Annotated in this window: 20 protein-coding genes and 1 tRNA gene; 10 read left to right on the top strand and 11 right to left on the bottom strand. The window is 59.1% G+C overall.

Annotation, left to right across the window (positions count from 1 at the left end; genetic code table 11):
• Positions 1 to 71 precede the first annotated feature (71 nt).
• Positions 72 to 527: a type II 3-dehydroquinate dehydratase gene (gene aroQ, locus KUW67_RS02355; RefSeq protein ID WP_224823653.1), complete on the top strand. Its 456-nt coding sequence runs from the start codon at positions 72 to 74 to the stop codon at positions 525 to 527.
• Positions 528 to 903: 376 nt separating this feature from the next.
• Here the strand turns inward: aroQ and tsf are convergent, their stop codons facing one another.
• Positions 904 to 1,779 carry a translation elongation factor Ts gene (gene tsf / locus KUW67_RS02350; RefSeq protein WP_224823652.1) on the bottom strand — a complete coding sequence of 292 codons (876 nt, stop codon included), beginning with the start codon at positions 1,777 to 1,779 and terminating at the stop codon, positions 904 to 906.
• Positions 1,780 to 1,881: 102 nt separating this feature from the next.
• Positions 1,882 to 2,676 carry a 30S ribosomal protein S2 gene (gene rpsB, locus KUW67_RS02345; protein ID WP_224823651.1) on the bottom strand — a complete coding sequence of 265 codons (795 nt, stop codon included), beginning with the start codon at positions 2,674 to 2,676 and terminating at the stop codon, positions 1,882 to 1,884.
• A 240-nt stretch (positions 2,677 to 2,916) separates the two neighbouring features.
• On the opposite strand from rpsB, the gene KUW67_RS02340 reads away from it, so the two are divergent.
• The 4 genes from KUW67_RS02340 to KUW67_RS02325 all read left to right on the top strand — a co-directional run bounded on the left by KUW67_RS02340 (position 2,917) and on the right by KUW67_RS02325 (position 5,924).
• Positions 2,917 to 3,810 (top strand): PfkB family carbohydrate kinase, encoded by an 894-nt coding sequence (locus tag KUW67_RS02340; protein ID WP_224823650.1) that lies wholly within the window; start codon positions 2,917 to 2,919, stop codon positions 3,808 to 3,810.
• A complete protein-coding gene (locus KUW67_RS02335) occupies positions 3,807 to 4,736 on the top strand; it encodes a pseudouridine-5'-phosphate glycosidase (protein WP_224823649.1) in 930 nt (309 codons plus the stop codon). Before KUW67_RS02340 ends, KUW67_RS02335 begins: the two co-directional genes overlap by 4 nt.
• Positions 4,737 to 4,841: 105 nt before the next feature.
• Positions 4,842 to 5,549, top strand: a complete 708-nt coding sequence (locus KUW67_RS02330) for a DUF502 domain-containing protein (protein ID WP_224823648.1) — start codon at positions 4,842 to 4,844, stop codon at positions 5,547 to 5,549.
• Positions 5,550 to 5,924 (top strand): GFA family protein, encoded by a 375-nt coding sequence (locus KUW67_RS02325; protein WP_224823647.1) that lies wholly within the window; start codon positions 5,550 to 5,552, stop codon positions 5,922 to 5,924.
• A 41-nt stretch (positions 5,925 to 5,965) separates the two neighbouring features.
• Here the strand turns inward: KUW67_RS02325 and KUW67_RS02320 are convergent, their stop codons facing one another.
• Complete coding sequence (locus KUW67_RS02320; protein WP_224823646.1) at positions 5,966 to 7,018, bottom strand: patatin-like phospholipase family protein; 1,053 nt, start codon at positions 7,016 to 7,018, stop codon at positions 5,966 to 5,968.
• Entirely contained in the window at positions 7,015 to 7,788 is a 774-nt protein-coding gene (locus tag KUW67_RS02315; protein WP_224823645.1) for a 3-hydroxybutyrate dehydrogenase, read from the bottom strand. The genes KUW67_RS02320 and KUW67_RS02315 overlap by 4 nt, the downstream gene beginning before the upstream one ends.
• A 223-nt stretch (positions 7,789 to 8,011) precedes the next feature.
• On the opposite strand from KUW67_RS02315, the gene KUW67_RS18460 reads away from it, so the two are divergent.
• The 3 genes from KUW67_RS18460 to KUW67_RS02300 all read left to right on the top strand — a co-directional run bounded on the left by KUW67_RS18460 (position 8,012) and on the right by KUW67_RS02300 (position 12,034).
• On the top strand, positions 8,012 to 8,932 hold the full coding sequence (locus KUW67_RS18460) for a Hint domain-containing protein (RefSeq protein ID WP_224823644.1): 921 nt from the start codon (positions 8,012 to 8,014) through the stop codon (positions 8,930 to 8,932).
• A 90-nt stretch (positions 8,933 to 9,022) separates the two neighbouring features.
• Positions 9,023 to 11,434 (top strand): FAD-dependent oxidoreductase, encoded by a 2,412-nt coding sequence (locus tag KUW67_RS02305; protein WP_224823643.1) that lies wholly within the window; start codon positions 9,023 to 9,025, stop codon positions 11,432 to 11,434.
• A gap of 9 nt (positions 11,435 to 11,443) precedes the next feature.
• Positions 11,444 to 12,034, top strand: coding sequence for an NTP transferase domain-containing protein (locus tag KUW67_RS02300; protein ID WP_224823642.1), 591 nt, complete (start codon positions 11,444 to 11,446; stop codon positions 12,032 to 12,034).
• A 10-nt stretch (positions 12,035 to 12,044) separates the two neighbouring features.
• Here KUW67_RS02300 and KUW67_RS02295 read toward each other — a convergent pair whose 3' ends face one another.
• The 4 genes from KUW67_RS02295 to KUW67_RS02275 form a co-directional block, all read right to left on the bottom strand.
• Positions 12,045 to 12,473 carry a hypothetical protein gene (locus KUW67_RS02295; RefSeq protein WP_224823641.1) on the bottom strand — a complete coding sequence of 143 codons (429 nt, stop codon included), beginning with the start codon at positions 12,471 to 12,473 and terminating at the stop codon, positions 12,045 to 12,047.
• A 78-nt stretch (positions 12,474 to 12,551) separates the two neighbouring features.
• On the bottom strand, positions 12,552 to 14,291 hold the full coding sequence (locus tag KUW67_RS02290; protein ID WP_224823640.1) for a Hint domain-containing protein: 1,740 nt from the start codon (positions 14,289 to 14,291) through the stop codon (positions 12,552 to 12,554).
• A 312-nt stretch (positions 14,292 to 14,603) separates the two neighbouring features.
• Complete coding sequence (locus KUW67_RS18455) at positions 14,604 to 20,078, bottom strand: Hint domain-containing protein (RefSeq protein WP_370634872.1); 5,475 nt, start codon at positions 20,076 to 20,078, stop codon at positions 14,604 to 14,606.
• Between the two features lie 635 nt (positions 20,079 to 20,713).
• Positions 20,714 to 20,799, bottom strand: a tRNA-Leu gene (locus tag KUW67_RS02275).
• 110 nt (positions 20,800 to 20,909) lie between these two features.
• Between KUW67_RS02275 and KUW67_RS02270 the strand changes: the two genes are divergently transcribed.
• Positions 20,910 to 21,665: an SDR family NAD(P)-dependent oxidoreductase gene (locus KUW67_RS02270; protein WP_224823639.1), complete on the top strand. Its 756-nt coding sequence runs from the start codon at positions 20,910 to 20,912 to the stop codon at positions 21,663 to 21,665.
• On the opposite strand, the gene KUW67_RS02265 is transcribed toward KUW67_RS02270, so the two are convergent.
• Together KUW67_RS02265 and KUW67_RS02260 are read right to left on the bottom strand one after the other, a co-directional pair.
• Positions 21,662 to 23,467: an ABC-F family ATP-binding cassette domain-containing protein gene (locus tag KUW67_RS02265; protein WP_224823638.1), complete on the bottom strand. Its 1,806-nt coding sequence runs from the start codon at positions 23,465 to 23,467 to the stop codon at positions 21,662 to 21,664. The genes KUW67_RS02270 and KUW67_RS02265 overlap by 4 nt on opposite strands.
• 31 nt (positions 23,468 to 23,498) lie before the next feature.
• Positions 23,499 to 24,224 (bottom strand): GNAT family N-acetyltransferase, encoded by a 726-nt coding sequence (locus tag KUW67_RS02260; protein ID WP_224823637.1) that lies wholly within the window; start codon positions 24,222 to 24,224, stop codon positions 23,499 to 23,501.
• Positions 24,225 to 24,347: 123 nt separating this feature from the next.
• Here KUW67_RS02260 and msrB point away from each other — a divergent pair, with 123 nt between their 5' ends.
• Positions 24,348 to 24,743 carry a peptide-methionine (R)-S-oxide reductase MsrB gene (msrB, locus tag KUW67_RS02255; RefSeq protein WP_224823636.1) on the top strand — a complete coding sequence of 132 codons (396 nt, stop codon included), beginning with the start codon at positions 24,348 to 24,350 and terminating at the stop codon, positions 24,741 to 24,743.
• Here msrB and KUW67_RS02250 read toward each other — a convergent pair.
• Positions 24,740 to 25,198: an outer membrane protein assembly factor BamE gene (locus KUW67_RS02250; protein WP_224823635.1), complete on the bottom strand. Its 459-nt coding sequence runs from the start codon at positions 25,196 to 25,198 to the stop codon at positions 24,740 to 24,742. The genes msrB and KUW67_RS02250 overlap by 4 nt on opposite strands.
• Between the last annotated feature and the right edge of the window lie 21 nt (positions 25,199 to 25,219).

The following is a 25,219-nucleotide window of genomic DNA, read 5'->3' as shown; positions in this document are numbered from 1 at the left end:
GCCGTCTTCGCACGCTGGCCTCGACAGCGCGCAAGGCACAGCGCTACAAAGCCGCAAAATAGGAGCGCGTCATGACGTCATTGCTGATCCTGAACGGACCGAACCTGAACCTGCTGGGCACCCGCCAGCCAGAGGTTTACGGCGCAACGACCCTGGCCGACATTGAGGCCGCTTGCACCGCCCATGCAAAGACCCGCGGCATCAGTATCGCGTTCGCACAAACCAACCATGAAGGTGAGATGCTTGATCTGATCCACGCAGCCAAAGGTACCCACAAGGGAATCATCTTGAATGCGGGCGCGTACACCCACACATCAGTGGCGTTGATGGATGCGATACAATCCGTCGAAATCCCTGTAATCGAGCTTCATTTGAGCAACATTCACGCGCGTGAGGCGTTTCGACAAAAGTCTTTTATCGCTCAGGTTGCAGTGGGCCAAATTTGTGGTTTTGGTGCAATTGGATACACACTCGCGATCGATGCCATTATTGACCATCTGGGCAAAAAAAGTGCAGTCGGAGCGTGAAATCTCCGTGAATTTTGAAACCGTGACAGGACAGTGCCTTCCCCTACGGCAAGACGTTAGGCATGTTACAGATGTTCCGTGAGTGGTGGCCTAAGGCCAGGGAACTTTGGGGTGCGAACCCTCGTAATAGCGAGGCTCTCCATCTCGGTCCCGGTTCTGCCGGGCAGCTGGCGCAAGACGTTATTGGTCGCGTTGTACAGTCAGCAGAATTGAAGCGCCTCGCCCATCCCAACAAGTCGGGGCGTGGATTTAGCGGCATCGATCTCCCCAGGTCGGTGCCGCTTTTTTCGAAAGGGTAACGAGTTACAGCAAGACCAGTAAAAAAGGCGCTGTCCCAACCGGGGCAGCGCCTTTTTACTTTCGGTATTGAAAGGACTTAGCCTTGGGCTGCCTTGGCAACTTCAGCGGCGAAGTCTTCTTCGACCTTCTCGATGCCCTCGCCGACTTCCAGGCGCTTGAAGCCCAGCACTTCAACGCCGGCTTCCTTTGCAGCAGCCTCAACCGTCAGGTCGGGGTTCACGACAAAGGACTGGCCCAGAAGCGTGACTTCGGACAGGAACTTCTTCATCCGGCCTTCGATCATCTTCTCGATCACCTGCTCAGGCTTGCCGCTTTCGCGGGCCTGCTCGGTCAGAACCTGCTTTTCGCGCTCAACCACGGTCGGGTCCAGATCGTCAGCACCCAGCGAGGCGGGGTTCACAGCGGCGATGTGCATCGCGATCTGCTTGCCGATGCCATTGTCATCACCTTTCAGCGCGACCAGAACACCGATCTTGCCCATGCCGTCGGTCACCGCGTTGTGCACATAAGAGACAACCGTGTCGCCCTGCAGCGCGGCCATACGGCGAACGCTCATATTCTCGCCGATCGTGGCGACTTTGGCGGTCACAACGTCTTCGACGGTCTTGCCGCCCATGTCAGCCGCCTTCAGCGCGTCCACATCGGACACACCCATTGCCACGTCTGCGATACCGGCGACCATTTCCTGGAACTCGGCGTTCTTGCCGACGAAATCGGTCTCGGAGTTCACCTCAACCGCAACGCCTTTCCCGCCTTCGACTTTGACAGCCACCAGACCTTCGGCAGCCGTGCGGCCGGATTTCTTGGCGGCTTTCGCCAGACCCTTGGTGCGCAACCAGTCAACAGCGGCATCCATATCGCCATCTGTTTCGGTCAGCGCTTTTTTCGCGTCCATCATGCCAGCGCCGGTGGTGTCGCGCAGCTCTTTTACCAATGCAGCAGTGATTGCCATGGTTTTCATCCTCTAAATCAGGGTGGCCCGGGCGGTAGATGAACCGCCCGTATCAATAAACGTGCGGCATATAAGCCGCCCGTATCAGAATTGCGACGTCGCTCAGCTCTCAGCAGGCGCTTCGGCGGCAGCTTCGGCAGGCGCTTCGGCAACGGCTTCTTCAACCGGAGCTTCTTCGAACTCACCGATGTCGATGCCAGCAGCACCCATCTGGGCGCTCATACCGTCAAGCGCTGCACGGCTGACCAGATCGCAATAAAGCGCGATGGCGCGGGCCGCGTCGTCATTGCCGGGGACGATATAGTCGATGCCATCAGGCGAGCAGTTGGTGTCGACAATGGCCACAACCGGAATGCCCAGCTTTTTGGCTTCGAGGATCGCCAGATCCTCTTTCTTGACGTCGATGACGAACAGCAGGTCCGGCACACCGCCCATTTCGCGGATACCACCCAGCGAGGCTTGCAGCTTGGCCTGGTCACGCTCCATGCCCAGACGCTCTTTCTTGGTGAGGCCTTCGGCGCCACCTTCAAGGGCTTCGTCGATCTGCTTGAGGCGATTGATCGACTGGCTGACGGTTTTCCAGTTGGTAAGCGTGCCGCCCAGCCAACGGTGGTTCATGTAATACTGTGCGCATTTCTCGGCGGCTTCCGCGACGGGGCGCTGGGCCTGACGCTTGGTGCCGACGAACAGAATGCGGCCACCTTTGGCAGCGGTTTCGCGCACGACGTTCAGTGCGGCGTCCAGCATCGGGACGGTCTGCGTCAGATCCATGATGTGGATGCCGTTGCGGTCGCCGTAGATGAACTCTGCCATCCGCGGGTTCCAGCGCTGTGTTTGGTGACCAAAGTGAACGCCCGCTTCAAGCAGCTGGCGCATGGTGAACTCAGGAAGAGCCATGTCCGTTTTCCTTTCCGGTTTCAATCCTCGACGGGGCTTTCGGGCGTAAACCCAACCGGTGGACCTTTGAGGATGTCTCCCCCATCGGCCCGACCCCGTCTGCGAAGTGAGCGCGAATTACGTCAGCTTTTGCCCAATTGCAAGGACAATGTCGGGCGATATCTTGGATTAACCTCTTCTGACGCAAAGGCGCGAACGCAAGTCCTTGCAAGGGCGCGCAAACCCTTGCATCAAGCGACCATGAAGGACGGATTTGATATTATTTGCATCGGCGCGGTGTTGTGGGACGTGATCGGCCGGTCTGAGCGAGAGATGCGGGTCGGCTCGGATGTGCCAGGCCGGATTACGATGATCCCCGGCGGTGTGGCGATGAATGTGGCCATGACCCTACGCGAAATGGGGCTGACACCCGCCTTGCTGAGCGCAATTGGAGATGACCCGCAAGGCGCGCAACTGGTCGCCAAAGCGACCGAGATGGGGATGGTGACGGAATATATCCACGTCTCCAAAGATCAACCGACTGACCGTTATATGGCCATCGAAGGCCCCGGTGGGCTGGTCGCTGCCGTCGCCGATGCCCATTCGCTGGAGGCTGCCGGCAACACGATCCTGATCCCGATCACGCAAGGCCCCTTGGCCAAAGATGACGTCCCTTACGAGGGGATCATCGCGCTGGACGGCAACCTGACTGAAGAGGTGTTGGCCGAGATCGCGACCTCCCCTGCTTTTGCCAAAGCCGATCTGCGGGTCGCCCCGGCCTCACCCGGCAAGGCGGAACGGCTTGCGCCGCTTTTGGCCCGGCCCAACGCCACGCTCTACGTTAACTGCGAAGAAGCCGGTCTGCTATGCGGGACGACATTTGACAGCGCGCCAGAAGCCGCCTTGGCTTTGTCCAAGCGCGGGGCCGCGCGAGTGCTTGTCACCGATGGCAGTGCGGTGGCGTGCGAGTTGCACCAAGGCGATCTGATGACGCAAATCCCACCCGAGGTTTGTGTCAAGCGCATCACAGGCGCGGGCGACACGTTCATGGCCGCTCATTTGGCTGCCGAATACCAGGGCGCTGATCGCGCCCTCGCGCTGACCGCCGCGATTGGGGCGGCTGCGGCTTACGTCTCTGGCGAGGCTGTCGCATGAGCTTTCCCATGGTGATGACACCAGATGTGGCGGCGGCTTTGGCCGAAGGCCGCGCGGTCGTGGCACTTGAATCGACGATCATCACCCACGGGATGCCCTATCCGCAAAATGTGGAAACCGCCCGTGCGGTCGAGGCTGAGGTGCGTGCCGAAGGGGCGGTTCCCGCGACCATAGCGGTGATCGACGGCGATCTGCATATCGGGTTGAGCGACGACATGCTGGAGACGCTGGGCCAGGCGACCGGCGTCGCCAAACTCTCCCGCGCGGATATCGCGGCGTGCATTGCAACTGGCGGCACGGGCGCCACAACCGTCGCGGCGACCATGATCGCAGCCCATCTTGCCGAGATCGGCGTTTTCGCCACAGGCGGCATCGGCGGTGTGCATCGCGGCGCGGAACGCTCGTTCGACGTTTCTGCTGATTTGCAGGAACTGGCGCAAACGCCGGTAACCGTCGTGGCCGCAGGCGCGAAAGCGATCCTTGATTTGCCCAAGACATTCGAAGTGCTTGAGACCCTCGGCGTACCGGTCATCGCCTACGGCCAAGACAGTCTGCCCGCCTTTTGGTCCGCCACCTCCCCCTTGCCCGCGCCGCTGCGTATGGATACCCCAGATCAAATCGCCAAAGCGCATCTGACACGCGCCGCCATGGGTTTGCCTGGTGGCCAATTGGTCACCAACCCGATCCCGCAAGGCGCGCAGATCCCGCACGAAACGCTGGCCCCGCTGATCGAGCAGGCACTGGCCGAGGCCGACGCACAAAACATCACCGCCAAAGACGTCACACCGTTCCTTCTGGGCCGTCTTTTTGAGCTGACCGAAGGCGCGTCGCTCACGGCCAATATCGCGCTGGTGCTGAACAACGCCCGACTTGCCGCACAAATCGCAGGCGCTTTGGCTGCCCAATCCGCAGGCGATCACGGCTAAATCGGCTCAAACGCAGCGCGACGCCCGAAAGCCGCATTGTAGAGCTGCCAAAAACTCCCTATTTTCAAAAGGCCCACCGCTTTCGGGCACTGCCAAGGACGCCTGATGACCACCCCATTTGACGAGCAAGTGCCACCGCCCCGCAAACCGGGCCTCTTCGCACGCCTTCGGTCGAGCTTTTTGACCGGGCTGGTCGTGGTCGCGCCCATCGGGCTGACGATCTGGCTGATCTGGACGGTCGTTGGCTGGATCGACGGCTTCGTGCTGCCACTGGTGCCGGCACAATGGCAGCCCGAGCAGTATATCGGTATCAATCTGCGCGGCGTCGGTGTGATCTTCTTCCTGATCTTCACCATCATCGTGGGCTGGATGGCCAAGGGCCTGCTGGGTCGCTCTCTGATTAGCTGGGCCGAGCATCTGGTGAACCGCACCCCTGTCGTGCGCTCGATCTATAATGGTGTGAAACAGATCGCCGAGACGGTGTTTGCCCAGACCGAAACAAGCTTCGACACGGCCTGCCTGATCGAATATCCCCGCAAAGGCATCTGGGCGATTGGCTTCATCTCTACGACCGCCAAAGGTGAGGTTGCAGCAAAGGCCGATAGCGGACCGATGACCTCTGTCTTCGTACCAACGACACCAAACCCGACCTCGGGGTTTTTGCTGTTCTTTCCCACCGCAGACATTATCGAGCTGGATATGACTGTCGAAGATGCGGCGAAACTGGTGATCTCGGCAGGGCTTGTTTATCCCAATGGCGACGACAAAGCCCCTGAGATCACGCCCGAGAAGGTCAAGGAACTGGCCAGCTAAATGGCCGCCGTCACCGGAGGATGCGCCTGCGGGGCAGTGCGGTTTTCAGCGCAAGGCCAGCCAGACCGCGTCGGGATCTGCCATTGTCTGGATTGCCGCAAGCATCACGGCGCAGTGTTCTATGCCGCCGCAATCTATCCTGAAAAGGCCGTAACACTTACAGGCGAAACGCTGGATCACGCGGGTCGTCATAGCTGCAAAACCTGCGGATCCTCCGTCTTTGCGCGCACCGAAAACGAGATTGAGCTGCATCTGGGTGCGATGGACATGCCAGACCAGTTTACACCGGAATATGAGTGTTGGACCCTGCGCCGCGAGGCATGGCTGTCCCCTGTTCCGGGTGCGCGTCAGTATTCTCGCGACCGACAGGGTTAGCGCGAGACCCCGGATCAGGTCCGGGGCGGATCGCGCCAAGCCTAACCGAACATCTCTTCAAGATCGACTGTATCCACCGCGCCCAGATCATCGAAATGGGCATTCAGAAACGCGGTTGCCGCCGCGCGCCCGGCGTCTTTGAGTGTGGCGAGGATATAGGCAGAAGGCACGAGCTTTGTGGCCACGCTCAGCTCATTCATCAGCCCGTCATCGGCGATCATATGAACCAGCGGATCGCGCATCTGATCGCGATCCATCCGGCCTTGCGCAATCAAGCGCTTTACAAAGGAAATCGCGCGCATCTCGCGCAGGAGCGATGAGTTAAAGCTGATCTCGTTGATGCGGTTCTGGATGGCCTGCGCGGTCAAAGGCAGCTCTTCGCGATGCAGCGGGTTGATATTGACCACGACGATGTCGCGCGGCAAGTCCTCATGATAAAGCGGGAAAAGCGCGGGATTTCCGGTATAACCGCCATCCCAAAACGCCTCCATCTTGCCCGTTTTGGGATCTGTGAATTCCACCGCCTGAAAGAGCGTCGGAAGGCAGGCCGAGGCCAGAATGACATCGGTCGAAATTTCATCGCGGGTGAAGACCCGGATCTTGCCCGAGCGCACATTTGTCGCGCAGACATGAAATTGCGGGCCTCCATCCGCGCAAACCGCATCATACTCAAACCGCTCAACGATGCGGCGCAGTGGGTTTTGATAGAACGGGCCGTAGGTATAGGGGCTGAGCATCCGTGTCGCCCCGTCGATGACCGAGAAAGGCAAGGAGTATTCCAACGACTTGGCCACCACGCCGGGACCCGGACCCGTGGTCGTCATCCAACTGGCCAGGCGCATATCATTGATCGCACCCACCTGCCCCCAAAGCCAGTCGAGATTCTCGCGCGCCTGCGTGGCCCCACCTTGAACGAGGCCCGATTTGACCGCCGCACCGTTCAGCGCACCGGCAGAGGTGCCTGACATTGCGGCAATCTCGATCCGGTCATCCTCCAGAATGCGGTCCAGCACGCCCCAAGTGAACGCGCCATGTGCCCCGCCACCTTGAAGCGCAAGGTTAATGCGTTTGGGTTTGGTCTTGGTCGCGCTCACAATGCCGTCCAGCCGCCATCAACGCTGATGGTTGTCCCGGTGATCTGCGCTGCTGCGTCCGAACACAGGAAGACAGCGGTGCCGCCCATCTGCTCGGTCGTTGCAAACTCTTTGGAGGGCTGGCGCGTCAGCATGACCTCTTTGATCGCGGTTTCCCGGTCCATGTTGTATTTTTCCATCGTGTCGGGGATTTGCGCCTCGACCAGCGGGGTCATTACATAACCCGGGCAAATCGCATTCGCCGTGATCGGCTCCTGCGCAGTTTCCAGAGCGGTCACTTTTGTCAGCCCGACCACACCGTGCTTCGCCGCGACATAGGCGGACTTGTAAGGAGAGGCCGTCAATCCATGTGCCGAGGCGATGTTAATCACCCGCCCCCAACCGGCCTTGCGCATCATCGGCAACGCGGCGGCTGTCGTATGAAAGGCCGACGACATGTTGATCGCAATAATTGCGTCCCATTTCTCGGTCGGAAACTCATCAATGCCCGAGACATGCTGAATGCCTGCATTGTTGATCAGGATATCGCAGGCTCCCGCTTTCTCGACCAAGGCGCGGCATTGATCGCCTTTTGACATATCGGCCTGAATATAGCGGGTGTTGGTTCCGGTCTCGTCCGCGATCTCTTTGGCGATGGCATGATCCTCGTCATTGTCAGAGAAGCTGTTAAGCACCACATCCGCGCCCGCCTTGGCCAACTCGCGGGCGATTCCAAGGCCGATGCCGGAGTTTGACCCCGTGATGATGGCGGTTTTTCCGGTGAGTGTCATGGCAATGTCCTAGAGATTTCTGTTGCACTGCAGCATAGTCGCTGCACCCGCGAAAGCCAGAGAGGATGCGGATTTTCGCCTATTTTTCCAGCAATCCCCCCTACTTTGCGGAAACAGGACAGGTTTTTCAGAAAGACTGTTGCCAAGGCCTTGTTTCTGCCGCAATTGCTGCGAATAAAACAACCTTAGGCAGTTTTCCGCCCCTATCAAAAGGAGTGTGACTGTGACTGGTAACTTCTTTTCTTTATCTTTATCCCAACTTGCCCAGTTCGGGCCTCTTCGGAGCACAACAGCTCCTGACCATCTGGACGCGTTGTCAAACCTTACCGCGCTGACCCATGAGACGGGCCACGCTGTGCTGCACCAGACCGGCGACAGCTATGCGCTGCACATCGCCGATACAGACGGCACTCCTGATCTTTTGCGCCCATTGGCCAGCGATTTGCGCGACCCGGCTTTTTGCGCGCCTGCCTGCATCGTTTTCGGTCTGCATGGCGGCCCCCGGGTCGTTCTGGCACTCAATGGGTTTCCCGGCGACCGGGCAAGCCAATTGCGCGTGGACACACCTCTCTCGGGCTTTGTGACCGGCACCAAGATGCTTGGCCGTGCGGGTATTATCCCCGTCGAAAAGCTGACCGCAGGCGATCTGCTCTGGACGATGCATCACGGGATGCAGCCCGTGCGGTGGATCGCACGCCGGCAAATCCACACACTTGCTGATAACCCAAAGAGCCTGCCGGTTCAGGTTTGCGCAGATGCGTTCGGGCGCGGCTGCCCGACAGATCCGCTGGTGCTCATGCCCGCCCATTCGATCTATATCAATGATCTTCAGCTTGCCCCGGGGCTTGCGTGTCGAGCCAATTTTCTGCCAGCCCAAAGCCTGTTGGATGACGACAAGGTCACCCGCCTGACCGAAACCGATACGCTTGAAGTCATTCATCTGGGTCTTGATGTCAGTGACGTGGTCTATGCATCCGGCATGATGGTGCAGAACCCGGAAGACGCGACCAGCCGCCCGACACGCTCCCCGGATGGCAGGATCGAGGATTTCTTGACCAGCTTTCCTGAGTTGCGCGGCCTGTTCCGCTTTGTCAGTACCGGGTCAATGCCGCAAAGCGAATTGCAGCGCGCGGGATGCGGCTGAGGAATGCGACGCAAGATGTCGCGTTTTGACGATCCTTCAGCAGCGACACGTCTCACTTTGGGCGGGTAAACCCAGCCCGGAGAAAGCTTTATGAAAACCACCACCCGCGTTGTCGTTATCGGAGGCGGCGTTGTCGGCTGTTCCGTGCTGTATCACCTGACCAAGCTGGGGTGGTCCGATGTTATGCTGCTGGAACGGTCCGAGTTGACGTCAGGCTCTACATGGCATGCGGCAGGCGGGTTTCATACGCTGAACGGCGACACCAACATGGCGGCCCTTCAAGGCTACACGATCCGGCTATATCGCGAGTTGGAAGAGCTGACCGGCATGTCCTGCGGCTTGCACCATGTGGGCGGTGTGACGCTGGCCGATAACCAAGACCGCTTTGACATGCTGGTCGCGGAACGCGCCAAGCACCGCTACATGGGGCTTGAGACTGAAATCGTTGGCCCCGAAGAAATCGCCAAAATCGCCCCTGTGACCAATATTGATGGCATTATCGGCGGGCTTTACGACCCACTGGACGGCCACCTTGATCCCTCCGGCACGACACATGCTTACGCCAAAGGCGCACGGATGAACGGGGCCGAGATTGTGACCCATTGCAAGGTCGAAGCCACCACTCAGCGCGCCGATGGCACTTGGGATGTGGTGACCGACAAGGGCACCGTCCACGCCGAACATATCGTCAATGCAGCGGGCCTCTGGGCGCGCGAAGTGGGCGCAATGGCGGGCGTTTACTTCCCGCTTCTCCCAATGGAGCACCAGTATATCGTCACCGACGACATCCCCGAAATATACGAGCGCGACAGCGAACATCCCCACGTCATGGACCCCGCGGGCGAAAGCTATCTGCGGCAGGAAGGGCGCGGCCTGTGCATCGGCTTTTATGAACAAACCTGCCGTCCTTGGGCCGTCAACGGCACGCCTTGGGACTTCGGCCATGAACTGCTGGCCGACGATTTCGACAAGATCGAACACTCGATTGAGTTTGCCTATAAGCGTTTCCCCGTTCTCGAACGCTCGGGCGTTAAATCGGTGATCCACGGGCCGTTCACCTTTGCGCCCGACGGCAACCCGCTGGTTGGCCCCGTCCCCGGCATGCGCAACTACTGGTCGGCTTGTGCTGTGATGGCTGGGTTCTCCCAAGGCGGCGGCGTGGGCCTGACGCTGGCCCAATGGATGATCGAAGGCGAACCAGAGCGCGACGTGACCGCGATGGATGTGGCCCGTTTTGGCTCTTGGATTACCCCAGGCTATACGGTGCCAAAAGTGATCGAAAACTATCAGCGCCGCTTCTCGGTCTCCTACCCGAACGAAGAACTCCCCGCCGCGCGTCCCTGTCGGACGACGCCTTGCTATGATCTGCTCGACACCCAAGGTGCCGTCTGGGGTCAGCAATACGGGCTGGAGGTCGCCAATTACTTCGCCCAAGGGGACGAGCCGCGCTATGAAACGCCGTCCTTCCGCCGCTCCAACGCGTTTGAGGCAACCGCCCGCGAAGTCAAAGCCGTGCGCGAGGCTGTCGGCATTAACGAAGTCCAGAACTTCGGCAAATACGACGTGCAAGGCCCCGGCGCGCGCGACTGGCTGGACCGGGTCATGGCAGGCCGCATTCCCAAACCGGGGCGGCTGTCACTGACGCCGATGCTTTCCGAAAAAGGCCGCCTGATCGGGGATTTCACGATCTCTTGCCTGTCAGAGACGCATTTCCAGATTACCGGCTCCTACGGCGCGCAGGCCTATCACATGCGCTGGTTTATGGCGCATCCGCCTGAGGGCGACGTGAGGCTCGACAATGTCTCGGACCGCCGTACCGGCTTTCAAATCGCAGGTCCCCGCGCGCGCGACCTCCTGCAAGCAGTCACGCGCGAAGACGTCACCGACATGGCCTTCATGGATGTGCGCCAGCTGACCATAGGGCTGTCGACCGCCATCGTTCAGCGCGTCAGCTACACAGGCGATCTGGGCTACGAGATTTATGTCGACGCGATGGAGCAACGCGCGTTGTGGCAGACCCTTTGGGAGGCGGGCCAGCCAATGGGGATCAAACCCTTCGGCATGCGCGCGATGATGTCACTGCGGTTGGACAAGTTCTTCGGCTCGTGGCTATCGGAGTTTTCGCCCGACTACACCGCTGCGGAAACCGGCCTCGACCGCTTCATCAGGTTTAAGAAAAACGTGGATTTCATCGGCCGTGCCGCCGCAGAGGCAGACCGCGCGACACCGCCCGACCGCCAGCTTTGCACCTTCGAGGTGGATGCCGAGGATGCCGATGTCACCGCCTATGAGCCCATTTTCATTGGCGATGACGTTGTTGGTTTCTGCACCTCAGGCGGCTATTCCCATCACGCTGGCAAATCCATCGCGCTGGGCTTCGTGCCACGCGACCAAGCGCAAGACGGGCTGGAGGTCGAGATTGAGATCCTCGGCAAACGCCGCCCGGCCCGCCTGCTCACCGAGCCCCTTTTTGATGCTGACGGGGCGCGGATGCGCGGCTAGGCTGCGCCCATGATCCATATCCTGATCCTCGCCGCTGGCAAGTCTTCCCGGATGCACGGGCAGAACAAGCTGGCCGAACCTGTCGATGGTGTTCCGCTTTTGCGCAAGCAGGCGTTGATGGCGATGGCGCTGGGTTTGCCCGTCACGGTCGCCTTGCCCCCGGACCTTACCGGGGTCGAGATGCTTGACGATCTGGACCTCGATATTTTCAGCGCGGCCTGCTCGCTCGAAGGAATGTCCGGTACGTTGCGCTCGGCCATGGCGCATCTGGCCGATGCCCGCGCAGTGCTGGTGGTGCTGGGTGACTTGCCGGAACTGGAGGCCTCTGATCTGCAGGCGGTTCTGGACGCTCGCACGGCAAACCCCAGATCCCTGATCTGGCGCGGTACGACCGAGGATGGCACGCCGGGGCATCCGATCCTTTTTGATCGGGCACTTTTCCCGGAATTTGCGAAACTCAAAGGCGATGGCGGCGGTCATGAAATTGTCGAAGCCGCCGGTGAGCGTGTCCAGCTTGTCCCCCTGCCCGGCACCCGCGCGCGTCGTGACCTCGACACGCCCGAAGACTGGGCCGCCTGGCGCGCCGAAACCGGGCGCTAAGCGCTAGTATTTACTCCAGAATGTCGTTCTTACGCTGCACGCGGGCATAGACCCAAAAGAGCAGGCTCACCAAAGTTGCGCCCCAGATCACGACCAAACCCAAAGGCCCGGTCACCGCAACCATCAAAGGCGTCGACAACGCGGTGAACCAAAGCGAGGCGAGCGCCATGCCAACAAAGGACAAAGCCAACGGCACAGGCGCGCTTTTTTGCTCGTAAAGCAGCAAGATAGCCCCCAGCAAGCCCAACCAGACGCCGATGGCCCAGGCGGCGTTGACCCATTGCGGCAGCGCTGTGAAATACGCGACCTGTTCGGCTGAGAAAAGCGCCAGATATCCCTCGAAACGCAGCTGGGTCATCACATAATCCAGACCGCTGAACAAAAACCAGATCACAGCCAAACCGGCCACGGGGAACAGATGCCATGGGGTGTCGCGCATAAAAGCCTCCTGTCAGATAAAGGAAAGGGTGGCCGTTTCCGACCACCCCGTCCAGAGCGAAAGTGAAGGCAGACTCTCCTAAGCCAAAAGTTTCGCTTCGTGTTTGCGCAACACCTGACGGGCAGCGGGAAAACTGCTGTACTGCCCCTGCGTCTCAAGCTCAGGAAAGAGCCTGAGCACTTCGCAGCGTTGCGCTTTGTCGAGACCACCGACCGAATAATCGCCTGGCTGGAAACTTTCAGTCCAGGCCCCATCGGCGAGGATCACCTCGTGGCGGTCAAAAAGAAGATGAAGATAGGTCACGCCGCTTGCCTCAACAGTGTCGATGCCCGCGCGCCTGGTAAGGTGCTTGGCAGAGGCCAGCACTTCGCGTTCCCCGAACATCAGCGCGGTCTCAGTCCCGCTGAGCAACATGCGGTGATTGGGGCTGACCATCATGTCCCGCTCGGGCAGGCCCATGCCAAGGCTACCTGCGCGGATCAGTACCGGGCGCAGCTTGGGGTCTTGCGCCAGCTCTTGGCCAGTCAACGATTTGGCCCCAACCCAGCGCAGTTCCTGCACGCCATTGTCGCGAGTGAAAACGCTGTCTCCGGGGCACAGGGTTTCGACCTGCCGTGCGCCGTTCGGCGTCGCAATCCGGGTGCCCGGAGTGAAGCAGATGATGATCTGCTCGATCTCGCGGTAATTGGCACGGTTGGTGACGTTGCCATTGTTGTCGAGAAACTCGATACGACCGGATTCCGCACCCGTCTGGATGACATTGGCACGCACACCCGTCAGATCAATGACATCTACGTCATTGCCATCCGCATCCTCGCCGCCACGAATATCGTGGTTGCCCGCTTGCGCAAAGGTGAAGCGATCATCTCCCTCACCGCCGCGCAGCCGGTCATTGCCGGGGCCGCCCACAAGCGTGTCGTCGCCATCTTCGCCGAAAACGCGGTCATTGCCGTCGCCACCGTCCAATGTGTCATCGCCATCGCCACCAAAAAGCCGGTCTTGTCCCTGACCACCGCTAATCGTGTCATCGCCTTCATTGCCATACAGGCGATCATTGCCTTGGCCGCCATCAATAACGTCATTGCCGGTGCCGCCGAAAATACGGTCTTGGCCTTGATCACCATCAATGGTGTCATCGCCACCCCCGCCAAAGACCTGATCGTCGCCGCCGCCTGCGTTGATGACATCGTCCCCGTCCAGAGACGCGATGGGCTGCACCGCGCTGGCGGGCAGCTCGATATCGGTGCCGTTGAAACGATCCGGGTCACTGTCATTGTCGAAAAATGCAGCTCCCGCCGGTAGCGGGTTCGGCGGTGTCCCGTCATTGTTGTTGAATGCCAGCAACAAGGCGACCTCGCGGCCATTCTGATCGACGCCCTGCGCCGTCAGCACGCCGGTTTCATTGGCACCCGGAGCGGCAAAGGCCGTCTGCTGGATCTCCGCCTCTTCCACGTAGATCGTGTTGCCGTTCTCATCGACAAAGGAAAACCCGACGGTTTCGCCTTCTTGCAAGGTAAGATCACCGGTCGGCAGAATCAATTGCAGGTTCGAGACCTGACTGTCCGCCACATTGGCCCGGTGGTTTGAGCCACCCGGATTGCCGTTCCCAAGATTGCTGCCCGTGGCATAGGTAAAACGCCCGGTGGTCGGTGTGTAAACCAGTGCATCAGGGTTCGCACCTGCGGCGCTGTCGCCATAGATGACATCGCGACCATTGCCACCACTGATGGTGTCAGAGCCGCCAAGGCCCTGTATCTCATCATTGTTGCTGGTCCCGGACAGCGCGTCATTGCCGTCTGTCCCAATAATCTTGGCCATCCAAAGACCCCCCAGAGGTCAAAACAGAGCGCGCCATGCAGGAAAGCGCTGTTGGTATCAACTTAAACCGTTCTTAGGCGCATCTTACGGGGAATTTCGCCCAAATTTTTGCAACGTTGCGTGATAGGCGAATTTCTGAGCAATTTCTTGCGAAAAGTGTTTCTGCAGATGCACTAAACTGCAGCGTGTAGAGAATTGTCCGCGATTTTGAAACAATAATTTGCAAAAAATGGAATCAGCCCTGCTCGACCGACAGGGCTGACACTTTGGCTTTGGCCGCCCCGCTAAGGGCGGCCGAGCTGCATATTTGGATTAGCTGATGAGCAGCCTGGCTTCGTGCCTCTTCAGCGTCTTGCGGGCTGCGCGATAATCTTCGATGCCCTCGGCGCTCTGAAGTTCCGGAAAGAGCTCGAAGATTTCGTTACGCTGCGCGTTGCCGATACCTTTGAGCGAGTAGTCACCAGGCTGGAAGCTCTCGGTCCACGAGCCGTTCGACAACACCACCTCGTGCTGATCGAACATGAAGTGGATATAGGTCGTCCCCATCGTGTCCACTTCGTGAACGCCGTTGTTGTTGACCAGATGCTTGGCCGCTGCCAACACCTCTCGCTCTTCAAAGTAAAGCGCAGTCTTGTCATTGCTGACCAGCACACGGTGGTTCGGCGACACCAGCATATCGCGTTCCGGCAGACCATTTCCAAGCGAACCCGCACGGATCAGGATCGGCTTGAGATGCGGCTCACCGGACAGGGCTTTCCAGTCCATCGTCTTGGCGCCCAACCAGCGGATTTCCTGCAGACCATTGTCACGGGTGATGATCTTGTCACCAACCCGCAACTCTTCGACCAGACGCTCGCCCTTCGGGGTCGCGATTGTCGTGCCCGGCGTGAAACAGGGAATCACGTTCTCTATCTCGCTGAAGGTTAGCGTGCCGGTGGTGACGTCATTCTCGTCACGGAACTCGACAAAACCGTCTTCCTGATCGGGCGAGGTGTAGGTGATCTTGATGTTGCCGGACCCGGTCAGGTCAAGCGTATCAATCTCGTCATCCGGACCGCTGGCGGCCTGACCACCGTCAATGACGTCGCCGATACCTTCTTCCGGGCTGCCCACAAGGAACGTATCCTCGCCGGAGTTCCCCGTCAGCGTATCCGCGCCTTCGCCACCGATGATGGTGTCGTCGCCTTCACCACCCGAGATGGTGTCCTCGTCGATGCCGCCATCGATGAAGTCGTCGCCTTCGTCGCCAAAGAGCGTGTCATCATCGTCCTGACCGAAGATGGTGTCATTGCCAGCGCCGCCATTGACCACGTCCCGACCGTTGTCCTGTTCGGGGTCCGCAGGCTGGTTGATGCCGCTATCGGGGATGTCCAGATCATCGGGCAGGCCCAGATCGGGGTCGATGCCAGCGTAGATGGTATCATCGCCATCGCCACCGTCGATGATGTCAGAGCCTTCGCCACCGACGATCCGGTCATCGCCTGCGCCACCATCAATCGTGTCGGCGTCGATGCCCGCATCAATCGTGTCGTTACCATCACCACCAAGAATGGTGTCGGCATCGTCACCTGTGATGATCGTGTCATTCCCTGCACCGCCGTCGACAAAGTCGACATCATTGTTCGGTGCGAAATCTGCGGGAATGGGCGGAATACCGGTGCTCGGATAGCCGGGGAAACCCAGATCCAGCAGAGGCAGATGGCCAGAGGTGTTGATTACGTCGTCGCCGTCACCACCTGTGACGGTATCGCTGCCATTGCCACCGGTGATTGTGTCATCGCCAGCACCGCCCTCGATCGTATCGTCGCCAGACCCTGCGTCGATCGTGTCGTTGTCGTCGCCACCATCAATGGTGTCGTCGCCCGAGCCGCCGGTGATCGTGTCTTCGCCTGCGCCGCCCAGAAGCGTGTCATCGCCCTCGGCCCCGCCGATTTCGTCGTTACCCTCACCGCCGTCGATGGTGTCGTTGCCCACATTGCCGGACAGATCGTCATTGCCGGTCCCGCCGTCGATGGTGTCATCGCCGAGCCCACCGATAATCCGGTCATCGCCCTCTTCACCAAAGAGCTCGTCATCACCGACATTGCCTTCGATGCGGTCGTCGCCAGTGCCGCCAAAGACTTCATCGTCACCTGCGCCTGCGATGACCCTGTCATCGCCACCACCGGCTTGGATAATGTCGTCCTCGCCAACTTCACCAGGCAGAAGCGCGTCGCCATTGTCGACGAAGTCGCCATTTGGATCGCCGTCGTAATTGACGTCGATCAATTCACCCGCATCGGTGCCTTGAACGATCCCGTCGCGCCCATCGGGGATACCGATGGCCACCAGCTCGTCAATGTCATCCACCTGATCCGGCGTGACGCCGATCAGCGTGATCGTTTCACCATTCGGGAAAGTCAGGACCGCATCGCCGTTGGGGTTACCGGTGACAGTGACATCCTCGGTCGAGACGGGGTTACCGTCCCCATCGGTCAGATCCGACACGTCCAGCTGATCCACACCGGTCAGCGTCCCGTCCGGGTTTGTGATCGGCGTGTCGAAATTCACCAGCGTGTCATTGCCGTCGCCATCGCTGAAGACGACCGTATCAGCATCGCCATCCGGTCCGCCAGCACCAGAGCCCAGATCGAACGTATCGTCGCCTGCGCCACCCTCGACCGTGTCTTCACCAGCGTCTGTCGTAACCGTGTCGTCCCCATCCGAGCCGGTGACTGTATCGTCGCCCGAACCCAAAACGATGTTCTCAATTTCTTCGAACGTCGCGGTATCGGGACCGTTCGAGATCGTGCCATCCTCAGGATCGCTCAGAACAACGGTGGTATCCTCGGTGACTGCGGAGGCATCCAGCGTGTCGCCATTTGTCTGACCGTTTTCGCCGCCGTCGATGGTGTCGTTGCCGAAGCCATCCTCAAGCGTGATCGTATCGTCGCCGTCGCCACCCTCAATCGTGTCGTCATCCGCACCGCCGGACAGGGTGTCATCGCCACCCTCACCAAAGAGCGTGTCATCGCCGACACCGCCAATCAGCGTATCATTGCCCGCCGGGCCATCATCAACCGGGAAGGCGTCATAATAGATGTCAGTGACATTGATGCCGGAGTTGTTCGGACCATCTTGCGTGTGCTCGATCACGATCTGCGAAACCGGGCCTGCGATGCTGACAAGCGTCGAATAATTCGGGCTGGTATCGGGCGCATAGCCGCCATCGCTGTCGATCGTGTCGACACCATTGGCGCCGTCACTGTCCGAGATGGTGACATCGCTGCCGCCCATCAACGTGACCGGGACCGGATTGCCATCGGCATCAAAGGCTGTGACTTTCACCACACCGTCGCCATCCACATCATTGATGCGGAAGGACACATCCTCCACCAGGTTCGAGAAATCGAGCGCATATTCCGCACTGTTTCCCTGCCCGCCAGTCTCGCTGTAGAGCGAGCTGTTGTCATCGGCCGGGCCAGCGCCCGTGTCGATCATGTCGATGTTTTGATCGTCGGATTCAAACGCGGTATCAGTGCCGCTATTGGTGACCGAGAAGGTCACATCCACGTTGCCAGTATTCTGTGTGAAGCCGCCAAGAGCCTGATCGTTGCCAGCGCCCGCCAGATCCCACTCAAAGCTTTCGCGCACGGGCTCGCCCGTACCAGCCAAGTCGCTGTCGCCGAAGATCGTGTCATCGCCCGCACCGCCATCAACCGTGTCGTTGCCCGAGCCTGCATAGACCACGTCATCTTCTTCGCCTGCCAGAACGGTATCATCCCCGCCCTTGGCCACGACAATATCGTCGTTTGAGCCGACATTGCCAATCAGCGCATCATTGCTGTCGATCTTGTCGCCGTCCGGATCGCCTTCATAGGTGATGTCGATCAGATCGTCAGAGCTTGTGCCCTCGACGATGCCATCGCCATCCTCAACGATCTCACCCACAACATTCTCGATATTCGTGAAGGTGAGCGTGCCGGTGGTGTTACCGTCCGCATCAAGGAACGCAACCATGCCGTTTTCGTTGTTGTCGGGATCAAAGGTCACGCGGATCGGACCCTGACCGGTCAGATCAAGCGTGTCATTGTCATCACCACCTTCCGAGCCGTCGACCGTATCGCCTGCGCCGCCAAAGATCGTGTCGGCATCGTCACCGCCCACTAGCGTGTCAGCCCCCGCGCCGCCCGTGATCTGGTCGTCACCGGCATTGCCGAAGACCAGGTCATCGCCTGCGCCCGCGTCGATGATATCGTCGCCGTCGCCTGCATCGGCATCCATTGCAAAGCACAGATTATCAATCGCACCGCTTGTCGGGATTGAAACCGTCATCTGCATGACATTGTCGGCGTTCAGCCACTGCGTGACCTGACCGTTATCAGCGGTCGCCGGAACATCAATCGACTGGGTCGAGCCATCTGCAAAGGTCAGATCAATCGTGGCACCGCGCTCGATATCGAGCAGACCGAGATTGACGATATTTGCCGGGTTCTCGAAATCGAAGATGAAAGAGCCGCCCGAGCCATTGTCATCGGGGTCGGTCGGATCGCGATCCTCGGACAGGATCAGCACATTGCCCAGATTATCCGTCGCCAGATCATCATCACCGCCCGTGGGGTTGGCGCTGTCAAAGACCATGACCGGGTTTGCTGGATCACTGCTGGTGACCGTGAAACCTTTGTCGATGAACTGCGTGGTGACCAGATCGCCTGCAGCCAGGTCGTTGAAGTCTATATTCTCGTTTACGTCCTGCGACCCACCTGAGATTGTATCATTGCCTGCGCCGCCTGTGATCGTGTCTGCGCCTTGGCCGCCGAACACCAGATCGTCGCCGTCGCCCGCGTCGATAGTGTCATCGCCACGGCCACCGCTGACCACGTCGTCATTCTTGCCGCCCCAAAGATCGTCAACCCCGTCGCCACCTGCAATCGCGTCATCGCCTTTCGAGCCTTCGACCTTGTCGTCTCCAGCACCGCCAACGATCCCGTCGTCACCACTGCCACCGAAGAGCATGTCATTGCCCTCGCCGCCATTCAGGTAGTCATTGCCGCTCTGGCCATAAACAACATCATCGCCGGTGCCGGCAAACACTTCGTCATTGCCGTTGCCCGCATAGACCGTGTCATTCCCGCCTTCGGCGAGGATGATGTCGTCATTCAGGGCCTCGCCCGGCAGGATCTGGTCGTTGGCGTCAATCGCGTCGCCGTCAGTGTCGATAAAGCCTGCGCCGATCGTCTCGCCGGCGTCGGTGCCGTTGACATAGCCGTCGGGCGTTGCCGCAGCGTCAAACGAGATGTGGCCAATTCCGACGGTGCCGGATTCATGAGCGGATGCGCCGTCGTCCAGAACAATCTCAAGCGAGGCGATGGGACCTGCGATTGAGACATGCACATTGTCAGACGATGTGAGGGAAGTATTTGCACCCGAAGAGCCGCCGCCCTCCACAGTGTTGTTATCGACGTCATGATGGGTCAGCCCGCTGAACGAGACCGGCACAATGTTGCCATGGGCGTCGCGTGCGATGATAGTGACCTTGTCGTCCCACCCGTGACCCTGATCGACATCCAGCAGGTCAAAGCTGATATTGCTGACCGGCTCACCGAATGTGATGACCGTCTTGACCGGATCGTCCACGCAGCGCGCTTCCAGAACGGTTTTGCCATCGACATGCGTTGTGTCGAATTCCTGATGATCGCTGTTGGTCGGTGTCGAAACCGTCACATCCAGCGTGTTGCTGCCATCCTGCAGCGTCGTTGTCTGGCCGTTATTGCCGACCTGACCCCAGTTAATTACGTAGTCAGACATAAAAATGTCCCCCATCCCATCGTCACAAGAGACACGTAGTCATAACCCGAAGGTCACAAGCGACGCGCTCGGCGTTCTTAAAAAAAATCGTTATGGAGAAATGACCCCATGCAGACATCGTTTCCGACTTCAAATCTGTCGGCCTTAGCACCCCCCAGCGCCAATATCCGCCCCCCAGTTGGGCTTGATTTGAATACGCGGGCGGTTTCCTCAAACAAAGGGGAAATTGTCATGAAAGTGTCCAAAATCTGGTTAACTGCGCTGGACTTGCCTTTTTAGTGACATAATCATGCTCTACTTAAAGGAGAGTATTAACAGCACTTTAGCGACAGTACCGGTCGTCAAAGTAGGCTCGTTTCTTCATGAACACTTTTGTATACGCCATTGGATTAACGGCATTTCCCCGTCTCGCGTGACATGGTTTTAACAACCTGCAAGAACACGCCGCAGCGGTATGTTTCTTCGCAAGAAACAATTGCTTTGCAAAATGCAACGCCGCGCGCCGCAAATCACTTTTTTTACCCCGGTCAAGACATCTGTTCATGGATTGAGCATAATTCCGCTCTTTTTCCGAAATTAGCCGCCGTGCGCTGGCGAAGTTGCGTCAAAACGAGCGAATCAATTTTTAAGAAAATTGGTACCGGTGGTCGGACTCGAACCGACACGATATTGCTATCGGGGGATTTTGAATCCCCTGCGTCTACCATTCCGCCACACCGGCCAATGGCGGGGGTCTAGACCTCTGATCTGGCGGCGTCAATGCCCTGATGGCGAGGTTTCGCTTAGCGCAGGAACATCGTATGAAAAACCCGAGACAAAGTGGAGGGTGACATGGATTTCAACGCGGTAGCCGCAATCATCACAGGGGGTGCGTCCGGTCTGGGTGCTGCGACTGCAAAGGCGTTTCGCGCCGCAGGTGCGGACGTCACGCTTCTTGACCTTGATGCAGACCAAGGCACGGCCTATGCCGCAGAGATCGTGGCGCAGTTCGTCCAGACCGATGTCACTGACCCCGCTTCCGTCAGCGCCGCACTGGATGCCACCCTCGCGCGTCACGGTCGGCTGAATGTAGCTGTCAATTGCGCAGGGATCGCGACTGGCGAGAAGACGCTTGGCCGAAACGGCCCCCATGATTTTGCGCGCTTTCAGAAGACACTGCAGATCAACCTTGCGGGCAGTTTCAACGTCGCTCGTCTTGCGGCTGAACGCATGGCCACCAACGATCCCGACATGGATGGTCAGCGCGGGGTGATCATCAATACCGCCTCTATTGCAGCGTTTGACGGCCAAAAGGGTCAGGCCGCCTATGCGGCCTCAAAGGCCGGTATCGCAGGATTGAGCCTGCCCATGGCCCGCGATCTGGCATCGGTTGGGGTACGCGTTATGGCGATTGCGCCGGGCATCTTTCGCACGCCGATGCTTGAAGGTCTGGGCGAGGAAATCATGGACGGGCTTGCAGCCGATGTGACCTTTCCCAAACGTCTCGGCGATCCGGCAGAGTTCGCAAATCTTGCGAAATTCATCGTCACCTGCCCCTATCTGAACGGCGAGGTGATCCGCCTCGATGGTGCGCTTAGAATGCCCTAACCAGCCTTTTCTTCCAGCAGCATCCATTCCTCTTCGGCCGCGCTCAACGCAGCTTGCCGTTCCACCAAGGCATCGGTGGCTTTCTGAAACTTCACCGGCGCCTTGGTGAAAAGGTCCGGGTCCATGAGGAACTCTTCAAGCTTGGCAATCTCCGCTTCCAGCCGTTCGATCACCGTCGGCAATTCCTCCAACCGGTGCTTTTCGGTGAAGGACAACGCATCTGCCGTCGCAACAGGCTTTGCCGCCTCTTCTTGCTTGGCCCTTCGCTTCACCGGGTCCGGCATCGCATCCACTGTGCCGCGCTGGGACTGATAGTCCGACCAGCCCCCTGCATAGGCCGTGGCTTGGCCCTGCCCCTCCATCGCGATGGTCGTCGTCGCCACACGATCCAGAAAATCCCGGTCGTGGCTGACCAGCAGCACCGTGCCGTCATAGTCGTCCAGCAATTCCTGCAATAGATCGAGCGTTTCGATATCCAGATCGTTCGTCGGTTCGTCGAGCACCAGCAGATTGCTTTCCCGCGCCATGATCCGCGCCAATAGCAGCCGCGCCTTCTCACCGCCCGAAAGGCTGCGCACCGGCGCGCGCACTTGCCGTTCATCAAACAGAAAGTCTTTCAGATAGCCAACCACATGTTTCGGCGTCCCGCGCACCATCACCTGATCAGACCTGCCGGAAACCGCCATCTCAGGATCCAGCGTCAGATTATCCCAAAGCGTCATATCCGGGTTCAGTTGCGCGCGGGTCTGATCGAAAACCGCAAGTTCCAGATTCGTGCCCATTTTGACAGTGCCCGTATCCGGCTCTTCCTGTCCGATCAGCATCTTCAGAAGCGTGGTCTTGCCTGCACCATTGGGTCCAATGAAGGCCACACGATCCCCGCGCTGCACCTTCAGATCAAACGGCTTCAGGATGAGCTTCTCCCCGTAGGTCTTTGAAATACCTTCCGCTTCGATGACCTTCTTGCCGGATTTCGGCCCACTCTCCAGCGCCATATCCGCAGCGCCTTGCCGCCGGATCATGTTGGAGCGCGTTTTGCGCAACTCTTGCAGCGCGCGCACGCGCCCTTGATTACGTTTGCGTCGGGCCGAGATACCTTCGACCGCCCATCGCGCCTCGGCCTTTATCTTGCGATCGAGCTTGTGGCGCTGGTCGTCCTCTTCTTCCCAGGTCTTGTCGCGCCACGCCTCGAACGCGTCAAAGCCCTGCTCTTGACGACGAACAGCACCACGATCAATCCACAGCGTCGCTTTTGTCAGCGCGCGCAGGAATGCGCGGTCATGGCTGATCAAGACATAAGCCGTCCGTGTCGCCTTCAATTCATCCTCAAGCCATTGGATCGCTTGGATATCCAGATGGTTTGTCGGCTCGTCCAGAAGCATCAGATCCGGTGCTTCAGCCATCAGTTTCGCCAAGGCCGCACGACGCTTTTCCCCGCCGGACGCAGTTTCAACAGGCGTTGCGGGGTCAAACTTCAACCCATCCGCCACCATGTCCACCTTATAGGCTTCAGTCTCGTCCAATCCGCTGGCTGCGTAATCGCCGATAGTCGCAAAACCCGACATGTCCGGGTCCTGCTCCATATAGCCAACCGAGGTGCCGGGCGGCACGACGCGAGAGCCGCTATCGGCTTCCGTCAGTGCGGCCATGACCTTCATTAATGTCGATTTGCCAGAGCCGTTGCGGCCCACCAGGGCGACCCGGTCGCCTTGCTGGACGACCAGTCCAAGATCGGAAAAGATCGGCTCCCCGCCGAAAGTCAGGGAGATGTCGGAAAGCTGTAAAAGAGGTGCACGCGCCATGGGCCGCAGCTATGCGGCTGCGTGCGCGCCGTCAAGTCGCGACAGCGCGCAGAAGACGCGCGCGCGCAGGCGGAATTGCTGCGATTTCGACCCCGGTGAAGACATGCAGCGTGTTCATCTGCGTGTCGACCACCGCATGATCGCTGACCCAACCGCCCATCGTCAGATAGGTGCGTAGCAATGGCGGCATCCGCAGCATACCTGATTTGACATTAGCTTCACCGCGCAACTGTTTGGCATAGCGAAAAACATTTGGCGCTTTTACCCGTGGCAACCACCGCTTCGGGGCCAGATGACGCGCTTTGAGGATGGCGAAGGCGTCGGTGTAATCCGCGGCCTGTGTCCCTTCGAACGATGCGCAGCCAAACAGCATCTTTATGCCATCCGCGTCCACATAGCGCGTCAGCGCGGCCCAAGCGACACGGATGATGTCCGGATCTGGATGATCGGGATGCACGCAAAAGCGCCCCATCTCGACCAGCGGACCATCAAAAGCCTCCAATGCCCCGAGGTCATAGAATTGCGCTGCATAGCTGCGCGCAATCTCGCGCCCGCTCTCCAGCCGCAGTAGCCGGTAGCAGGCAACCAGCGTCTCGCCCCGCTCGACCATCACATGGGTGCAGGTCGCATCAAACGGATCCGCATCGCGCCCCTCACTTCCGTGAAACGCAAGATGGCGCAGCGCCTGACAGGCCGCGACATCTACAGCCTCGCTGGTAAAGCGCGCCTTATACGCCCCGCGTCCGAGTGAGATCATCTTTCGGCGCTCCGTTTCTGGATCGTCCCTTGGCCTTTGCGACCACCACCATATCTATGGTGTCAAAGGCGTGGCACACAAGTGATGTCATCGCGATGACAGAAAACGGCGAATGAGGTCTAAATGGACAAAATCATCAAATCCGATGCAGAATGGCGCGAACAGCTTAGCCCTGAAGCCTATAAAGTAACGCGCAAACACGGCACCGAGCGGGCCGGCACCCATGAGAATTTTCCGAAAAATCCTGGCACCTATATGTGTGTCTGCTGCGGTGCGCCGCTTTTCGATCAGGACACCAAGTTTGAGAGCGGCACGGGATGGCCCTCTTTCTACGCGCCTGTGGATGGCGACATGGTCGGCGAGAAAGAAGATCGCAGCTTTTTCATGCGTCGCACAGAGGTGCATTGCAACCGCTGTGATGCGCATCTGGGACACGTCTTTCCCGACGGACCGCAGCCCACAGGGCTGCGCTACTGCATCAACGGTGTTGCGCTCGAATTTGAGCCCGAGAGCGATTAATCCAGAAGGCCCGCGGGGTTGAAGTTTCCAATATTACCAAGCAGTTGACGCAGGAAGCTAATGCCCTGAACGGAACTATCCGTAACCCGGCGCGACAGAGGCACGATCTGACCATCCTCGAGCGTAAACCGCTCGATATTGGTAATCGTGCCTTCTTCACCGGCAAAACTGATCGCAACAACCTGACGGTCGATCACTTCGGGGGCGCGGTATGCAAAGTGACGCCAGCGGCTAGAGACGTAATACCATCCGCTTTCGTTCAGAACGCCCGTCGCGCTGGGGCGGCCAACGCTCTCCTCGACCGAGGCGCGCGTATCCACGCCCACCACGAGGAAGGACAACTCATCATCCGTGGGCGCATACCCGTGATTGCGATAGATCGCCGAACATGCGGCCAGCGACAAGATCACCGTCGCTGCTGCGAGTTGCTTTACCAATCCGGGCCAGTTTGCCATTGTCTTCCCCATGCTCGTGAC

It is taken from the genome of Cognatishimia sp. MH4019, assembly GCF_020177595.1.
Taxonomy (GTDB): domain Bacteria; phylum Pseudomonadota; class Alphaproteobacteria; order Rhodobacterales; family Rhodobacteraceae; genus JAHTBL01.
Note: the sequence above shows the minus strand (reverse complement) of the source record. Positions and strands in the feature narration are given on the sequence as shown.

What these genes read in the sequence shown, in the direction of transcription:
- aroQ (WP_224823653.1), top strand. Translation starts at nt 72, where the DNA reads ATGACGTCATTGCTGATCCTGAACGGACCGAACCTGAACCTGCTGGGC.
- tsf (WP_224823652.1), bottom strand. Translation starts at nt 1,779, where the DNA reads ATGGCAATCACTGCTGCATTGGTAAAAGAGCTGCGCGACACCACCGGC.
- rpsB (WP_224823651.1), bottom strand. Translation starts at nt 2,676, where the DNA reads ATGGCTCTTCCTGAGTTCACCATGCGCCAGCTGCTTGAAGCGGGCGTT.
- KUW67_RS02340 (WP_224823650.1), top strand. Translation starts at nt 2,917, where the DNA reads ATGAAGGACGGATTTGATATTATTTGCATCGGCGCGGTGTTGTGGGAC.
- KUW67_RS02335 (WP_224823649.1), top strand. Translation starts at nt 3,807, where the DNA reads ATGAGCTTTCCCATGGTGATGACACCAGATGTGGCGGCGGCTTTGGCC.
- KUW67_RS02330 (WP_224823648.1), top strand. Translation starts at nt 4,842, where the DNA reads ATGACCACCCCATTTGACGAGCAAGTGCCACCGCCCCGCAAACCGGGC.
- KUW67_RS02325 (WP_224823647.1), top strand. Translation starts at nt 5,550, where the DNA reads ATGGCCGCCGTCACCGGAGGATGCGCCTGCGGGGCAGTGCGGTTTTCA.
- KUW67_RS02315 (WP_224823645.1), bottom strand. Translation starts at nt 7,788, where the DNA reads ATGACACTCACCGGAAAAACCGCCATCATCACGGGGTCAAACTCCGGC.
- KUW67_RS02305 (WP_224823643.1), top strand. Translation starts at nt 9,023, where the DNA reads ATGAAAACCACCACCCGCGTTGTCGTTATCGGAGGCGGCGTTGTCGGC.
- KUW67_RS02300 (WP_224823642.1), top strand. Translation starts at nt 11,444, where the DNA reads ATGATCCATATCCTGATCCTCGCCGCTGGCAAGTCTTCCCGGATGCAC.
- KUW67_RS02295 (WP_224823641.1), bottom strand. Translation starts at nt 12,473, where the DNA reads ATGCGCGACACCCCATGGCATCTGTTCCCCGTGGCCGGTTTGGCTGTG.
- KUW67_RS02290 (WP_224823640.1), bottom strand. Translation starts at nt 14,291, where the DNA reads ATGGCCAAGATTATTGGGACAGACGGCAATGACGCGCTGTCCGGGACC.
- KUW67_RS18455 (WP_370634872.1), bottom strand. Translation starts at nt 20,078, where the DNA reads ATGTCTGACTACGTAATTAACTGGGGTCAGGTCGGCAATAACGGCCAG.
- KUW67_RS02270 (WP_224823639.1), top strand. Translation starts at nt 20,910, where the DNA reads ATGGATTTCAACGCGGTAGCCGCAATCATCACAGGGGGTGCGTCCGGT.
- KUW67_RS02265 (WP_224823638.1), bottom strand. Translation starts at nt 23,467, where the DNA reads ATGGCGCGTGCACCTCTTTTACAGCTTTCCGACATCTCCCTGACTTTC.
- KUW67_RS02260 (WP_224823637.1), bottom strand. Translation starts at nt 24,224, where the DNA reads ATGATCTCACTCGGACGCGGGGCGTATAAGGCGCGCTTTACCAGCGAG.
- msrB (WP_224823636.1), top strand. Translation starts at nt 24,348, where the DNA reads ATGGACAAAATCATCAAATCCGATGCAGAATGGCGCGAACAGCTTAGC.
- KUW67_RS02250 (WP_224823635.1), bottom strand. Translation starts at nt 25,198, where the DNA reads ATGGCAAACTGGCCCGGATTGGTAAAGCAACTCGCAGCAGCGACGGTG.